The sequence below is a fragment of the Bacillus sp. ISL-35 genome, assembly GCF_018613355.1.
Lineage (GTDB): Bacteria > Bacillota > Bacilli > Bacillales > Cytobacillaceae > Mesobacillus.
This window is the reverse complement of the sequence record NZ_JAGGQK010000001.1, coordinates 401,562-415,955: the sequence shown is the minus strand read 5'-3', so window position 1 is coordinate 415,955 and position 14,394 is coordinate 401,562. Positions and strand designations below refer to the sequence as shown.

The window sequence follows — 14,394 nt, the reverse complement described above, 5'->3', positions numbered from 1 at the left end:
TGGCGATTTTTAATAAACAACTTTTATATTATAACATATTTTAAGGTCATATTTCGCACGGAAAATTACGCCTTTTGATCTTTGTAACAACAGAGGGACTCTATTAACTGCCATTCACGGGCCAAAGGACAAGGAAGAATCATTTGAAAAAACCTCCACGACCCGCACCGCCATTTTTTCTGCGGTCGCATACCGTGGAGGCCTTCTACATTACTTACTCCTCAAGTTTCACTCTTCCCCGGACACAGGATTTTCTTTATATGAAACCCAGTCGCTATAACTGCCGGCATACAGTTTGACATTTTTGAATCCAGCTTCTTTCAGGGCAATAAAGTTGGGAGTTGCCGTCACTCCTGATCCGCAATAAACGATGACAGGCTGGTTCCGGTCAAGTTCTGCAAACCGCTTTTCCTGCTGTTCCCTGGACTTAAAGGACCCATTATCCAGACCCTCCATCCACGGTTTATTGATGGCAGTCGGAATATGGCCCGCGACTCTGTCAATGGGCTCTTCAATTCCTTTATAGCGCCTGCTTTCCCGTGAATCGATCAGGACTGCGTTTCCTGATCCATTGAGCGCTAGATCCCTCACTTCTTCATAGGATGCCAGCATATCTTTCTTTTCTGTTAAGCTGTATGTTGTTTTATCATATTGCGGCATGGTTCGATCAGTTGGATAGCCTTTCTTTTCCCACCCAGCGAAGCCACCGTTCAGGATATACACCTTTTCATGCCCAATGTATTTCAGGACCCACCAGAATCTTGATGCAAAAGCACCTTCCTTGTTATCATAGGCGATAATGGTTGTTTCATTGCCAATTCCAACAGCCTCAAGTTTATCTTTAAACAGGTTCATATCAGGAAGCGGATGCCTGCCGCCGTGCTCACGTACATCACCTGACAAGTCCTTTTCAAGATCGAAATAGACTGCTCCAGGAATATGACATTGTTCATACTGATGTCTGCCCTCTTCTGGATCCCCAAGCTTGAACCGGCAATCCACCACTCTTAGATCCTTCTCGTCAAGATGCTCTCTGAGCCAATCATTGTCTACATAGTTTTGCAAGGAAACCACTCCTCAGCTTTTAGTTTTAGCCATCAATTTCTTCACATGTTCTTTAGGATCCCAACAGGCAAATTGATAGTGGCTCTTCGTCTCATAACCTAGCCTGCTGCAATGATAGCTCATTTTCCCATCCTGTTTTACTGCCTGGAAATTAACACATGTTGCACATGCATGGAATCTATTGCCGCTCATGCTCACAATCAACCCTTATAGTCGTTTTCAATCTTTATCAGTGCTTGTTTAACCACTTCGATTGAGAAATTCTCTTCAAGCGCAGAGGTGATTCCTTCATAATATTCATTGATTTGTTCTGAGAAGTCATTTTGTACTTTTTCGAACTCCATCTTCATTTCTTGCAGATAATGGTCTTTCAATCTTGAATTCTCTTCTTCTAGATATTTCCCGGCAGGCTCGTGTAAAAGCTGTTCCAGTTCCTCTGCCATATATCTTTTTTCATTTTTCTCAAAGAACGACTTCGGATTTTTGAACATCCCAAGCGCTTTCTTGAAAATGGCACGGTCGATGCTTTGGTAAGCTGTGTCAAACTCAATTCCAGACAGTGGTCCATTTTCAGTAACTGAAATGGATACCGAAGAATTAATTTTTGACAGTTCAGCTATCAGTGCTTGTTGGAACTCCTTGAGCAGCTGGGCAATATGGTTTTCAACCCTTAATGAAGTTGCACGCATCTCCTGTGCCAGGTCATATCCAATACTCTCAAGCAAATCATCCAAAGCTGACTCCAGAGCCTTCTTCAAATTTCGTCCATCATCCTTCAAAAGCGCAGGATTGAAGGCTTCCCTGAAGAAGTCACCAAAACGGATGAAGACACGCTGGCGAATATAATATGTCAGTTCGTCCGCCTCCTGTTTCAAACGCTCTTCAAGGATTGCTGAATTTCTTTTGGCCAGCACAGCCAGCATCACTTCTTTTTCGGATAGCAGGTTTTGACGTTTTTCAGCCTTTGCTGCCTTGTCTTCCTCTGCCGAGCGGATCATTTCTTCAATCATGCTGACAGCCTGGTGCCATTTCGCCTCGGCAGACTCGATAGCCATGTTCATCAGGTCATTGGCAATGAATCTGTAAAACGCTTTTTCAAAGGCGTTAAAGAGCTGGTCTCCGCCACTTTCCGGCTGCAGTTTTTCATTTAGTCCTTTCAAGCTGGATACCGGGAAGAGATGCGGGTTCCTTATGCCGTACTGAACAAGCTGACCTTCTACATATTCCAGAACAGCATCCTGTTCTTCCTCTGAGTTCGCCAAATCGACTGCATTGACGATGAAGAACATTTTATCCAGTTCAAAGCTGTCCTTTACCCTGCCAAGCTGAATCAGGAATTCCCGATCCGCTTTTGAAAAGGCATGATTATAATAGGTGACAAAAAGTATGGCATCAGAATTCTTGATATAGTCGAAGGCAACTCCGGTATGGCGCGCGTTGATTGAATCAGCACCTGGAGTATCGACAAGAGTGATTCCTTCTCTTGTCAGCTCGCAATCATAATAGACTTCGATCCATTCAACAAAACATGATTTCTCCTCTTGTGCTACATACTCCCTGAAAGAATCCAGGCCAACGGATAACTGCTCACCGAATTTATCCCTGAAATGATCAAAGCCCTTCGCAAACGCCTGAAGAAAAGAGTAATGGGTCTTTTCTACAGCACTATAACCGCTGTCTTCCCATTTAATGGTTTTGATTTGATCGATCGCTCGCTCGAAATCTGTAATATTTTCGCCGAATAACCCAAGCGAACGCTCAAGTTCTTTCGTGAGTTCTTTATCCGTCTTGATTTTAACAATGACTGAACCATGTGGATGTTCTTGCGTCACTGGTTTGATTTTATTGATTGCTGCCGTTGTCGGGTTTGGTGATACCGGTAAAAGTCTCTCCCCTACCAGCGCGTTGGCAAATGAGGATTTTCCAGCACTGAATGCACCAAAAAGGGCAACAGTGAATTCCCTTTCTTTGATCCGAGCAGCTTTATCCTTCAATTCACGAGCAATTTTTTTGAGTCCAGGAATCCCTTCTATCTGTTCAGATGTGAAGTTCAACTTCCCTACCAATTTCTTTTGCACTTCATGAAATTGTTCTATATCATTACCTTCCTGCTCACTTGAAGATACCTGTTCCTTTACAGTTTCAACTTTTTCGTTTACGAGTTCCGGAGTGCCGGGATTCAGATTTTTGATCACTTCCGGCTCATCCTCGTCCGCATGGAAAAGTCTTAAATCCTCGTCTTGAAACTGAATTGGCTCTCCATAAAGAATTTCAGAAACTTGCCTGCTGTTCTCGGCCATTTTTTCCCTGATTGCGGACAAACCTGCCCAGGCATCCAAAAGCTTAACGTATTTCTGTTCCTTTTCGACAAGTTCATTCACTTGCTCATCATCATTGACTTTTACATATTGAAGGAACATCTCTTTAATTGATTCGAGCTCTTTTCGCGCAAGGTTTTTCAGAGCCTCAGCAACATCATTTGTATAATTCAGGACATAATCACCTGACAGTCTGGCGCCAGGCTTAACTGCTCCAGACAGCAATTCTTCACCAAAATCCACCTTGAAACCATTGGCAGCTGCCTGAAGATCTGGTTGTGATAATTGGTGCTTTTTAAATAGCTTTGTCAAAAAGTCCTTGATATGCCAATTCAGCTGCGATTGGACCTTTTCCTCCAGATCCTGATAAAAACTGGCCAATCTAGCCGCTCTTTCCTGTTCGGTTTTTTGTTTTGAAAAAAACAAGCCTACTTTAAAATCTGGCTGCCTCGCCTGCAGGTAGGATTCTGCCAGCTCCCTTGTCTGGAATGGCATAAGATATGCATTCTTCAGGATGTCATTTTGGCCGGACCTGAACTCTTGTTCCGGATCTTGCTCCATTTTAATTTTAGCAATCTGGCTTCTTATTTCGTCAAGTTCTTTTGATAGCTGCTGCCTGTCGCTTTCAGAAAGATCAGCGAGAATAGATTCATACTGGTCAATCTGAGCCGAAACATCCTGTTTTAGGCGGCTTAAATGATCCTCTGAGAGCTTCTCCAGGGACCTGAAGATGGAAACAGGCAAAATTTCCGCCCTTTTGCTTTTCCGCTCAATGATGAATTCACGAAGCTCTTCAAATTGGTTAAAGGGTGATTCAGGAACTTTCAACGACGTATAAAAAATGCCAGAGTGCTTTACTCCCCAGTCTGAAAAAGAAGCTTCCACACTTTCCTTAAATTGTTCGAAAGAGAGCTCGGCATCCTGATGCTTGTCAACCTGATTGATAATTAAATAAAGCTCTTTTCCTGCATCAGTCAGTTCCTTCGTAAAAAGAAAGTTCAGCTCTGATTGCACATGGTTATAGTCCATGACATAAAAAACAATGTCTGAAAGATGTAGAGCCGATTCTGTCGCTATCCGGTGGGCATCATCCGTTGAATCAATCCCAGGTGTATCCATGATGACAGCCTGCTGCAGGAATTCCGCACCGTTATGGCTGATTTCGATCGCCTGGATCTGGTCACCATCCTTACAATAGCCTTTGACCGTTTCATAATCATATGGAGCAGGATAAAGCGTGGATCCGCCGTTTTTGAAAAAGACCTTTGCATATTCTGCTCCTGATTTAATTTTCACCAGATTTGCACTGGTAGGGATCGGACTTGATGGCAGGATATTCTCGCCGATCAATTTATTGATCATGCTCGACTTACCTGCAGAAAAGTGGCCGCAGAAGGCAATCGAAAATTCCTCCTCAACCGCTTTCCTCCCCAGTTCCCTGACTTTTTCCGCACTTTCCCCATCTTGATTCGCTTTTAATAAATTATATAGAGATAATATCTTCCCGAGAAGTTTATGTTCTTGATGTGCTACAGTCTGGCCCATTCCTCAAACTCCTTGTGACAAAATTGTGAATATCTTTATTTTATACGATTTTTCGGTCTTTTCCTATAATTACATTATTTCCGGAGCAAAAAGAAAAACCCGGACATCATGTCCGGGCCGCGATTGAAATGATATTTTTTAATTTCAATGAGGTTTTAATACATTGCTCAATACATATTTCATAACTAAGGAGTAAGCAGCTATCGTCGAAACTACTAGCATGGAAACCATTTATACGACACCGTCCTTGAAGTTCTTTTGATTGAGAACTATTTTCATCCTAAGGAAAGTGTAGCATTATTGATTATCATTTTCAATGAGAAGAGGTTAATTGTCACACTTCTTTAACAAATTCGGCAGAAAACGCCGCTGATCGGTAAAAGCGGATTCATATTTTGTCAACTCTTTCAAAGCCTTTTCCTCAGCAGGAATCCTGATTGAAAGGATCAGGATGTTCAAAAGTGTGAAAAGTGCCATCGTAATATAGGCATTGAACATCAGGGGTATGACCAGGATTTCAATCGCGACGATCAGATAGTTTGGATGCTTGATGATTTTATAGGGGCCTCTCTTAACGACTTGTGCTCCGGGAAGGATGATGATTTTTGTATTCCAGAACCTTCCCAATGAAGCAAGTGCCCAGATCCTCATACCCTGGGCGAATAAAAACAGCGCCAACAGAACAGGCCAATAGTCTGACAGCTGTTTATTCAATAGCATCACTTCGGCAATAAGAAAGAGAAAAAAAGCAGTATGGATCGCCACCATAGCCGGATAATGACCCTGCCCGAATTCCATTGCCCCCTGGCTTTTCATCCAGGCCTCGTTTCTTCTGGCAATCAAAAGTTCCATTATTCTCTGGAAAATAATCAATCCGACAAATAGATAGAATAGCACGTTACTCCCACCTCATTAACAGCAGCTCCGAACTAAACCCTGGCCCAAGGGCGGCTCCCAGGCCAAGATCGCCCTCCTTAGCAGATTCCATGAATCTTTTTAGCACATAAAATATTGTCACGGACGACATATTCCCGAATTCTTTCAGGACGTCAAGCGAGGTTTTAGTCATGTCTTCCGGCAGTTTCAATGCTGAAACATAGGCATCAATAACCTTCTTGCCGCCAGGATGGGCAATGAAGTGGTCAAGGTCCCGAACATCCAGTCCATTTGTGTTCAAAAACCTCAGTACATTGGGCTGAAGCCAGCTTTCAATTATAGTAGGTATATCCTTTGAAAATACAACATAAAGACCTTCATTTTTCACATCCCAGCCCATGACATCCTCCGAATCTGGCATTGTCGTAGATTGAGTTCCAACTATATTTGGAGCTGCATTCTTTTTGATGACTTTTTCATAGCCAGAATCATCACCGCAGACAAGAGCACATGCAACTCCGTCCGCAAACAGAGAAGTCCCGATCAGGTTGCTTTTTGACCGGTCATTTCGCTGGAAAGTCAGGCTGCATAGCTCGATAGACAGTACGAGGACTTTTGCCTTTGGGTATGCAAGGCAATATTCATAGGCACGCGACAATCCTGCCGCTCCGCCTGCACATCCGAGGCCCCATATCGGAATCCTTTTAGTATATTGTGAGGACGGCAGGACATTCATGATTCTCGCATCAATGCTCGGCGTTGAGAGCCCTGTACTGCTGATTGTAAAAATAGCGTCGATGTCTTCAAGATGGATTTCATTTTTCAGGAAATCACCATTCTTCAAACAGCTTGTGATTGCCTCCGCACCAAGCTTTACAGCCGATTCGATATACGCATCATTTTTTTCCTCAAATGTATGGTCTACTTCGAACCAGTCCAGATCCCTGGCAAAATGGCGCTTCTCAATCTGGCCATTCTGGAATACAGAAAGCAGACGGTGTATGTCCTTAAAGGACTCTTTAAATAACTTTTCGGCAAAGTCCATGACTTTCTCCTGCTCAATTGAATACGGCGGAACAGATTCTGCGATGGATATAATTCTGGGCATGACAATACTCTCCTCACATATATGTACGGTTACTTTTTCCATTTACCCGGAGAGTATGCAGTCAAACAAGCATTGATTGAAAACGAAAAAAAAGCTCCCCCCGTGATGGAGGAAGCCTAACGTTTTGAAGGAGTTGCTGTGCAAGTTCATTATACAATGCCGTTCAGTCCAGTACATTATAAAATCTTTACCAGTTGACATACCAGCAGAGGGACTAAAAGTTGTGATCACGTCTCCGCAAAAAACACGTTCCCATTCTCTGATAGGAGCACGTAATGAGGATGTCCTATTTAAAAACCATGAATGGTCATTCCCCCGTCAACAAATAAGGTTTGTCCTGTTACATAATTTCCGGCGTCTGAGCTTAGGAAGACGACTGGCCCCACTAGCTCCGGCAGCTCCCCGATCCTTTTCAATGGTGTAACGGCGAGGATGTCTTTCACATATGCTTCATCTTCTAAAAGCTTTTCAGTCAAGGGTGTCTTGAAATACCACGGGCCAATGGAATTTACATTGACGCCGTATTGGCCCCATTCCATTGCAAGGACTTTTGTCATCTGCATGAGAGCTGCCTTTGTTGCGGCATATACGACGCCTGTCCTGAGAGCCACCTGGCCGGCTACTGACGCAATATTGATGATTTTTCCGCCGGAGTGCTGGTTTTTCATGATGCGGCCAGCTTCCTGGGACATCATGAAGGCGGATTTCAAATTGGTGTCCATAATCTTTTGCCATTCCTCATCCGTCGCATCCAGAGCTTTAGAACGAATATTCATTCCTGCATTATTTACAAGAATGTCAATCTTTCCCCATTTTGATTCAATCTCAGCAATCGCAGTATGTATTTGTTCCCTTTCCGTTACATCCGTCGGAAGTACAAGAGCTTTCTTTCCTAATTCCTCAATCAATCCTGCAGTTTCGGTGAGGTCTTTTTCCGTTCTGGCAAGAATTGCAACATCAGCGCCGGCTTCAGCCAGCCCGACCGCCAGTGCTCTGCCAATTCCCCGGCCTGCACCCGTGACTATTGCCGTTTTTCCGCTTAAATCAAATGAAGGTAAGAACATTCCTATCAGCCTCCCTATTTAAAATTTCTTTCATTTTACCATAGCGCAGCTGCCTTTTGTTGTATGTACACCTAAACAAAAAAAAGCACCCTACCTGGTGCTAGTTGTTCTCATCTGGCTGCTTCTGCACTTCAATCCAGATCTGTTTTTCGGCTGCTTCCCCGCAATTCATGCATATCCTTTTTTCATCATAAATAAGTCGGCAATGATCACAATAATACTTCTGCAATGATTTCACTTCCCGAAAAAATGTTCTTTCTGCCAGTATATTAAGTTCAATCGGAATGGTGATACTTTTTAAGACTTGCCTTCTTCAAATGTCAAGCTTCCCTGTCACACAGCAGTTTCTGCATTTGGCTATATGCTCACAATTTCACAATTTTATTTTCACAGATTATTCACATTTACCCCTCGCAGCATGTGACTTAAATCACTGTATTGACGCGTTTTCACCATTAACATAGTAAATATGTCAGGTATGAACAATTTGTGAACTGTCCGAAACCATATTTACGTTTCCAAATTGTTTTGTATGATGAAAGTGTACTTATCAATTTATCAATGACTTAAATTATGCGAAGGGAGTGGACCGGGATGGCTCAGCCTGGAATCGGGAAGAAAACCCATACAAAGGTGGAAGATCGATCTTCCTTGAAAGGAACACTTGCATCCGTTTTCTTATTAGGATTCTTTTTGATTGTCACTTGGTTAGGCGTTTATTTCTTATTTGTAGATCGTTTTTAAGAGAGACCAAAAGGGGAGAAAGAAGTTATGCATATTCATAAATTTGAGAAAATCTGGCTTATCTTCGGGATAACGACATTGATCGTCTTCCTGACTGTCATCGGGGTCAGCGCTTTTTACCTGGGAAACCAGCCGCCGAGCTGCCTGGCAACGATTAATCCTGAAAAGGTTGATTCGCAGGCTCCATTCAATGAACCTGGCTTAAAAAAGGTTGAAGGAAAAGAGTGGGATTACGAACTCGTATACGTTGCATCCGCATTTTCATACAACCCTGGACAGGTGGAAGTTCCACTAGGAGCAAAAGTCAAAGTAATCGCTACAACTAAAGACGTCATCCATGGTTTCGAAGTTGCAGGAACCAATATCAATATGATGCTCGAGCCTGGCTTCATTAGTGAATATGTCACTACATTTGACAAGGCTGGCGAATATCTGATTGTTTGTAATGAATATTGTGGGGTTGGCCACCACACGATGACGTCTAAAATCGAGGTGGTAGAATAATGAATACAAATTCAATGAATCCAAAAGTTGACCGCCGTGACGGAAAACTGTCCATGGCCCACTTTTATGTCGCTTTCACAGCACTTGCCATCGGCGGGCTGGCAGGACTTCTGCAGACACTTGTCCGTTCAGGGAAATTCCAATTGCCTTCATGGACTGGGTATTACCAGATCCTGACGATACATGGTGTCGTACTTGGGCTTGTTTTAACAACATTTTTCATTATGGGATTCCAGCTCGCTCTTGTGAGTAAAACATCTGGAACCTTCACAGACAAACAGCGCCTGACCGGATGGATTGGTTTCTGGACCATGACCATTGGTACAGTAATGGCTGCGATCATGATCCTTACTAACCAGGCTTCTGTCCTGTATACTTTTTATGCTCCATTACAGGCGCATGCACTCTTTTACCTTGGTTTAACACTTGTGATTGTCGGAAGCTGGATTGACGGTGCCGCCATCATCATGGCTTACGCTGCCTGGAGAAAAGCAAACCCTGGAAAGCCTAGTCCGCTGCTGACTTTCATGTCACTTGTTAACACACTCATGTGGATTGTGGCAACAATCGGTGTCGCAGCAACTGTATTATTCCAACTGCTTCCTTGGTCATTGGGCCTTGTAGATCGCGTTGACGTTTTGGTCAGCCGTACATTGTTCTGGTACTTCGGTCACCCGCTTGTGTATTTCTGGCTATTGCCAGCCTACATGGCATGGTACGCAATCGTTCCTAAGATCATTGGCGGAAAAATTTTCTCAGACTCATTGGCAAGGATGTCCTTCATCCTGTTCCTGCTGTTCTCGATTCCGGTAGGATTCCACCATCAGCTGATGGAACCAGGTATTGATCCGGCATGGAAATTCCTTCAGGTAATTTTGACATTCCTGGTTATCATTCCGTCACTTATGACTGCGTTCTCACTTTTTGCAACTTTTGAAATGTTTGGGCGTTCGAAAGGCTCTACGGGTCTTTTTGGCTGGGTGAAAAAGCTTCCTTGGGGAGATGCTCGCTTTGCGGTACCATTCATCGGAATGCTTGCTTTTATTCCTGCAGGTGCTGGCGGTGTCATCAACGCTTCCCACCAGCTGAACCAGGTAGTGCATAATACAATCTGGGTTACTGGCCACTTCCATTTGACTCTGGCAACATCTGTCGTTTTGACGTTCTTCGGGATTTCCTATTGGCTGGTTCCTCACTTGACTGGCAGGGTCCTGACAAAAGCAATGAATAAATTAGCGATTATCCAGGGGGTGATTTGGGCGATCGGCATGACCTTCATGTCAGGTGCAATGCACGCAGCCGGCCTGCTTGGCGCTCCACGTCGTTCATCTTTCTCAACGTACGGCGGTTCAGAGCAAGCTGCTGAGTGGATTCCATACCAGATTGCCCAGGCGGTTGGCGGAACGATTCTATTCCTTGGAATTATCCTGATGCTATACATTTTCATCAACCTTGCTTTCTTCGCACCTAAAGGTGAAGAAGAATTCCCGGTCGGCGAGGTTGCTGATCAAGCTGAAAAAACTCCAATGGTATTCGAAAATTGGAAGTTATGGCTCGGTATCACTGTTCTTTTGATCCTGTTCGCCTACACAATCCCGTTCATCGATATGATTCAAAATGCACCAATTGGTTCGAAGGGATATAAATTCTTCTAAAAATGATCGAGCTCCCTTTTATGGGAAAATCAGAATCTAACAAAACAGGGTATGAAATCTGTCGCGATTTCATACCCTGTTTTTTAGTTGGTTCTGTTAAACAAGACTGTTGATTTTCGTTCCAGGCGCTTCGCTTTCCGCGGGGCTGGCGCTGAGCCTCCTCGCCGCTCTGCTCCTGCGGGGTCTCACCTGACCAGCTGCGCCCGCAGGACATTGATTAGCTTCTTCGAACCTGCCCACGCACGAAGGAAATGCGTTAGCATTTTCGAGGAGTCTACGCGCCTTCCACTACAATCAACAGGTGTAAAAACAACATCGAGCTTTAACAAAGCCTTACAATTACAACAGCAATTTGTACGATAAATATGATAAACAACGAGTGAAACCGTTCATGTTCAATAAGAGACAATAGGATGCCTCGGCATCCTATTGTTCATTATTCATATAGCTATCATTAAAAGTCTGCATTACCTGGTGTACGAGGGAATGGAATGACATCGCGGATGTTTTTCATTCCGGTTAAATACATGACAAGTCGTTCGAACCCAATTCCATAGCCGGAATGCTTTGTGCTGCCGTATTTTCTGAGTTCGAGATACCACCAGTAATCTTCTTCCGCCATACCGAGTTCTTTAATCCGTTCTGCAAGGACGTCTTCTCTTTCCTCACGCTGGCTTCCACCGATTAATTCGCCGATGCCAGGAACCAAAAGGTCGGTAGCAGCTACTGTCTTGCCATCCTCATTCGCTCTCATATAAAATGCCTTGATTTCTTTTGGATAGTCAGTCACGAAGACAGGACGCTTGTAAATTTCCTCGCTAAGGTAACGTTCATGTTCTGTTTGCAGGTCTGTACCCCATTCGACCGGGTATTCAAATTGCTTACCCGAGTTCTTTAATAATTCAACTGCTTCGCTATAGGTAACCCTTCCGAAATCGGAATTCAATGCATTCTGCAATCTTTCAATAAGTGTTTTATCAATAAAGCTGTTGAAGAAGGCCATCTCTTCTGGTGCATGTTCAAAAACATAATCAATGACATACTTAATCATTTCTTCACCAAGGTCCATGATATCCGGTAATTCCGCAAAAGCAACTTCCGGCTCAACCATCCAAAATTCTGCGGCATGTCGTGCCGTATTTGAATTTTCTGCCCTGAATGTCGGACCAAAGGTATACACATTACGGAAAGCAAGGGCAAAGCTTTCTGCATTCAATTGACCGCTCACGGTTAAGTTGGTTTCTTTGCCGAAGAAATCTGCATTTTCATCCACATTTCCGTCTTCGGTTTTTGGCAGCTTGTTCAAGTCCATTGATGTCACACGGAACATTTCCCCTGCCCCTTCAGTATCGCTTCCGGTAATGATTGGTGTATGTACATAGACAAACCCTTTGTCCTGGAAGAATTTGTGGAGAGCATATGATGCAACAGATCTAACTCTGAAAACCGCTGAGAAAGCATTGGCTCTCGGACGCAAGTGAGCAATTGTCCTTAAGTATTCAAGGGTATGCCTCTTCTTTTGGATTGGATAATCTGTATCCGATAATCCTTCGACGATAATTTTTGTCGCTTTGATTTCAAAAGGCTGCTTCATTTCAGGTGTTTGGATAAATTCCCCTTCTACTAAAACAGAAGAACTAATAGGCAACCTTGTGATTTCTTTGAAGTTTTCAAGCGTATCCTCAAAAACAACTTGTACACTCTTAAAGAATGTACCATCGTTTAACTCCATGAAGCCAATGGTTTTAGAGTCGCGAAGAGTGCGGATCCATCCTGTTAATTGTACAGTTTGGTCTTTAAAACTTTCTTGGTTTCTGTACAAATCTTTTACTACGGTCTTGATCATAATAAGCCTCCTTATGGTAATTTATTGCATTAAAAAAAGCCTTCTATCCCCAAAAAAGGGACGAAAGGCTGAACTTCCGCGGTACCACCCAAATTGTCATAAAATGACCATCTTCATAATTGCTTATCCCAGTCTATAACGTGCTGGCCACGTCTAAGCCTACTCATGATTTCCCTTTCGGTTAGAACTCAAAGGTGTTCTTCATTTATGCATCATCACCAGGCTTCCACCGTCCCCGGCTCGCTATCGAATATAGCAAAAACTACTTTCCTTTTCATCGATTTAATATATGCAGTTTTCAAATGGATTTTTACTGTAATAATTTATCACATAAAGTCACCCTTTGTCTAGTTGGCCCTTGATTTATATACATTTATCACTAAAAATCACTAAACTAAAGTTGTTTGAATAATAATCGGAAAAATTCCGCTTTGATTGAAAACTCCCCTCATTTCTTTAAAAATAAGGGGAGTTATTCCGGTTATCTAAACCAAATTGTTTTATATTGTCTTCTTTTTAACAATTAACCGGAATTTCTCCGCCTATTCTGCTTAAAAAGTTTCTTTGTAGATAATAGCCGGAAATTAACCGCTTATGGATTTACATATGAGAACGAAAATCCAATTTTTTGAATGATAACTTAGCCTTAGCTAAAAAGTGCTTTCATTAAAATAACTCTATCTCTGTTAATTGGTCCGATTATTGTTTAATATTCTTGACCTGAATCACACAGTGAATTGCTTTTTTTGCTTCCTGATCGGAATTGAGATATTGATAGCAATGACTGATATGATAATCAACGCGGATCCAAGCATCTGAAGACCGCCCAGCCTGTCGCCATACACCAGCAACCCCAGCATCGTTGCAATGACAGGTTCCAATGTAGCTACAACAGCAGCAGTACTGCTTTCTGTTCTTTCCAGTCCCCATGAGTATGCAAAATAAGCAACCACAGTCGGGAAAATCCCCAGCCCTATCGCATAAAGCCACGCATCCCCAGCGAAAAGGACAGCAGCCTTGCTGACTATACCGGTTGTCGGAACCAGTGCTGCTGAAGCCACAAGGAAGGTGTACAAAGTGACTGTAAACGGATGATACTGCCTTAATGCCACCTTGCCAAAAATGCTGTAAAGCGCATAACCGAAGCCTGCCCCAAGACCAATCAGGATACTGGAGACAGAAAAAGATGTTCCTCCCTGCCCGGTGATGCCTGCTGCAAGCGTGCAGCCAATGACTGTCATGACAATCGCCAACAATTTCTTCCTGTTGATGCTTTCTTTCAGGAAAAGAAATGACAAAACCGCTACAAAAGCAGGAGATGTGTACAATAAAGCCACTGCAATCGGAATATTCATCAGATTGATTGCCGTAAAATAAGACCAATTAAAAAACACAATGCTTAAAATTCCTGTCCCTACAAAAAGGTACAAGTCTTTTAACCTGATTTTCAAGTGGCTCCTGTAAAAGGCAATTCCGACCATCATTAAAACAATGGCTGCAGTCATGACTCGGATGGCCACGATCTCCATGGCACTAAACCCGGCATTATTCAAGCCTTTTACAAAAAAGCCAATCAAGCCCCACATAGCCGATGCAAATGCGATCATAAAATAAGGCAATTTCCCTTTCATACGTTCACCACACAGAAAAGATGACAGGTAGACTGCCA

General features: G+C 43.1%; 12 protein-coding genes and 1 other annotated feature. Of the genes, 3 read left to right on the top strand and 9 right to left on the bottom strand.

All coding sequences use genetic code 11. The features are described 5' to 3' along the window. Positions 1 to 228: 228 nt before the first annotated feature. From J7E38_RS02160 to J7E38_RS24030, 7 genes are all read right to left on the bottom strand, one after another. Positions 229 to 1,065, bottom strand: a complete 837-nt coding sequence (locus tag J7E38_RS02160) for a sulfurtransferase (protein WP_214708216.1) — start codon at positions 1,063 to 1,065, stop codon at positions 229 to 231. A 12-nt stretch (positions 1,066 to 1,077) separates the two neighbouring features. Continuing rightward, on the bottom strand, positions 1,078 to 1,257 hold the full coding sequence (locus J7E38_RS02155) for a hypothetical protein (protein WP_215038079.1): 180 nt from the start codon (positions 1,255 to 1,257) through the stop codon (positions 1,078 to 1,080). An 8-nt stretch (positions 1,258 to 1,265) separates the two neighbouring features. Further along, a complete protein-coding gene (locus J7E38_RS02150) occupies positions 1,266 to 4,928 on the bottom strand; it encodes a dynamin family protein (protein ID WP_214708218.1) in 3,663 nt (1,220 codons plus the stop codon). Between the two features lie 327 nt (positions 4,929 to 5,255). Continuing rightward, positions 5,256 to 5,825, bottom strand: a complete 570-nt coding sequence (locus J7E38_RS02145) for an isoprenylcysteine carboxyl methyltransferase family protein (RefSeq protein WP_353049929.1) — start codon at positions 5,823 to 5,825, stop codon at positions 5,256 to 5,258. Between the two features lies 1 nt (position 5,826). Beyond that, on the bottom strand, positions 5,827 to 6,912 hold the full coding sequence (locus J7E38_RS02140) for a type III polyketide synthase (RefSeq protein WP_214708220.1): 1,086 nt from the start codon (positions 6,910 to 6,912) through the stop codon (positions 5,827 to 5,829). Positions 6,913 to 7,202: 290 nt separating this feature from the next. Next, positions 7,203 to 7,976, bottom strand: a complete 774-nt coding sequence (locus J7E38_RS02135) for an SDR family NAD(P)-dependent oxidoreductase (RefSeq protein ID WP_214708222.1) — start codon at positions 7,974 to 7,976, stop codon at positions 7,203 to 7,205. 100 nt (positions 7,977 to 8,076) lie between these two features. Further along, positions 8,077 to 8,205 (bottom strand): hypothetical protein, encoded by a 129-nt coding sequence (locus tag J7E38_RS24030; protein ID WP_285291700.1) that lies wholly within the window; start codon positions 8,203 to 8,205, stop codon positions 8,077 to 8,079. Positions 8,206 to 8,570: 365 nt separating this feature from the next. On the opposite strand from J7E38_RS24030, the gene J7E38_RS02130 reads away from it, so the two are divergent. Genes J7E38_RS02130 through J7E38_RS02120 form a run of 3 tightly spaced genes read left to right on the top strand, consistent with a single transcriptional unit; the run spans position 8,571 to position 10,879 of the window. After that, on the top strand, positions 8,571 to 8,720 hold the full coding sequence (locus tag J7E38_RS02130; RefSeq protein ID WP_144479986.1) for a cytochrome c oxidase subunit 2A: 150 nt from the start codon (positions 8,571 to 8,573) through the stop codon (positions 8,718 to 8,720). A 27-nt stretch (positions 8,721 to 8,747) separates the two neighbouring features. After that, positions 8,748 to 9,224, top strand: coding sequence for a cytochrome c oxidase subunit II (locus J7E38_RS02125; protein WP_214708224.1), 477 nt, complete (start codon positions 8,748 to 8,750; stop codon positions 9,222 to 9,224). Beyond that, positions 9,224 to 10,879, top strand: a complete 1,656-nt coding sequence (locus J7E38_RS02120) for a b(o/a)3-type cytochrome-c oxidase subunit 1 (protein WP_214708226.1) — start codon at positions 9,224 to 9,226, stop codon at positions 10,877 to 10,879. The genes J7E38_RS02125 and J7E38_RS02120 overlap by 1 nt, the downstream gene beginning before the upstream one ends. 454 nt (positions 10,880 to 11,333) lie before the next feature. Here the strand turns inward: J7E38_RS02120 and asnS are convergent, their stop codons facing one another. Further along, positions 11,334 to 12,725, bottom strand: coding sequence for an asparagine--tRNA ligase (gene asnS, locus J7E38_RS02115; protein WP_214707159.1), 1,392 nt, complete (start codon positions 12,723 to 12,725; stop codon positions 11,334 to 11,336). Between the two features lie 53 nt (positions 12,726 to 12,778). Beyond that, positions 12,779 to 13,012: a binding site (T-box leader), on the bottom strand. Between the two features lie 438 nt (positions 13,013 to 13,450). Next, positions 13,451 to 14,356 (bottom strand): EamA family transporter, encoded by a 906-nt coding sequence (locus tag J7E38_RS02110; RefSeq protein ID WP_214707160.1) that lies wholly within the window; start codon positions 14,354 to 14,356, stop codon positions 13,451 to 13,453. Between the last annotated feature and the right edge of the window lie 38 nt (positions 14,357 to 14,394).

Excerpts from the sequence above, each read along its gene's own strand:
- J7E38_RS02155 (WP_215038079.1), bottom strand. The coding sequence starts at position 1,257 with ATGAGCGGCAATAGATTCCATGCATGTGCAACATGTGTTAATTTCCAG.
- J7E38_RS02150 (WP_214708218.1), bottom strand. The coding sequence starts at position 4,928 with ATGGGCCAGACTGTAGCACATCAAGAACATAAACTTCTCGGGAAGATA.
- J7E38_RS02140 (WP_214708220.1), bottom strand. The coding sequence starts at position 6,912 with ATGCCCAGAATTATATCCATCGCAGAATCTGTTCCGCCGTATTCAATT.
- J7E38_RS02135 (WP_214708222.1), bottom strand. The coding sequence starts at position 7,976 with ATGTTCTTACCTTCATTTGATTTAAGCGGAAAAACGGCAATAGTCACG.
- J7E38_RS02130 (WP_144479986.1), top strand. The coding sequence starts at position 8,571 with ATGGCTCAGCCTGGAATCGGGAAGAAAACCCATACAAAGGTGGAAGAT.
- J7E38_RS02125 (WP_214708224.1), top strand. The coding sequence starts at position 8,748 with ATGCATATTCATAAATTTGAGAAAATCTGGCTTATCTTCGGGATAACG.
- J7E38_RS02120 (WP_214708226.1), top strand. The coding sequence starts at position 9,224 with ATGAATACAAATTCAATGAATCCAAAAGTTGACCGCCGTGACGGAAAA.
- asnS (WP_214707159.1), bottom strand. The coding sequence starts at position 12,725 with ATGATCAAGACCGTAGTAAAAGATTTGTACAGAAACCAAGAAAGTTTT.
- J7E38_RS02110 (WP_214707160.1), bottom strand. The coding sequence starts at position 14,356 with ATGAAAGGGAAATTGCCTTATTTTATGATCGCATTTGCATCGGCTATG.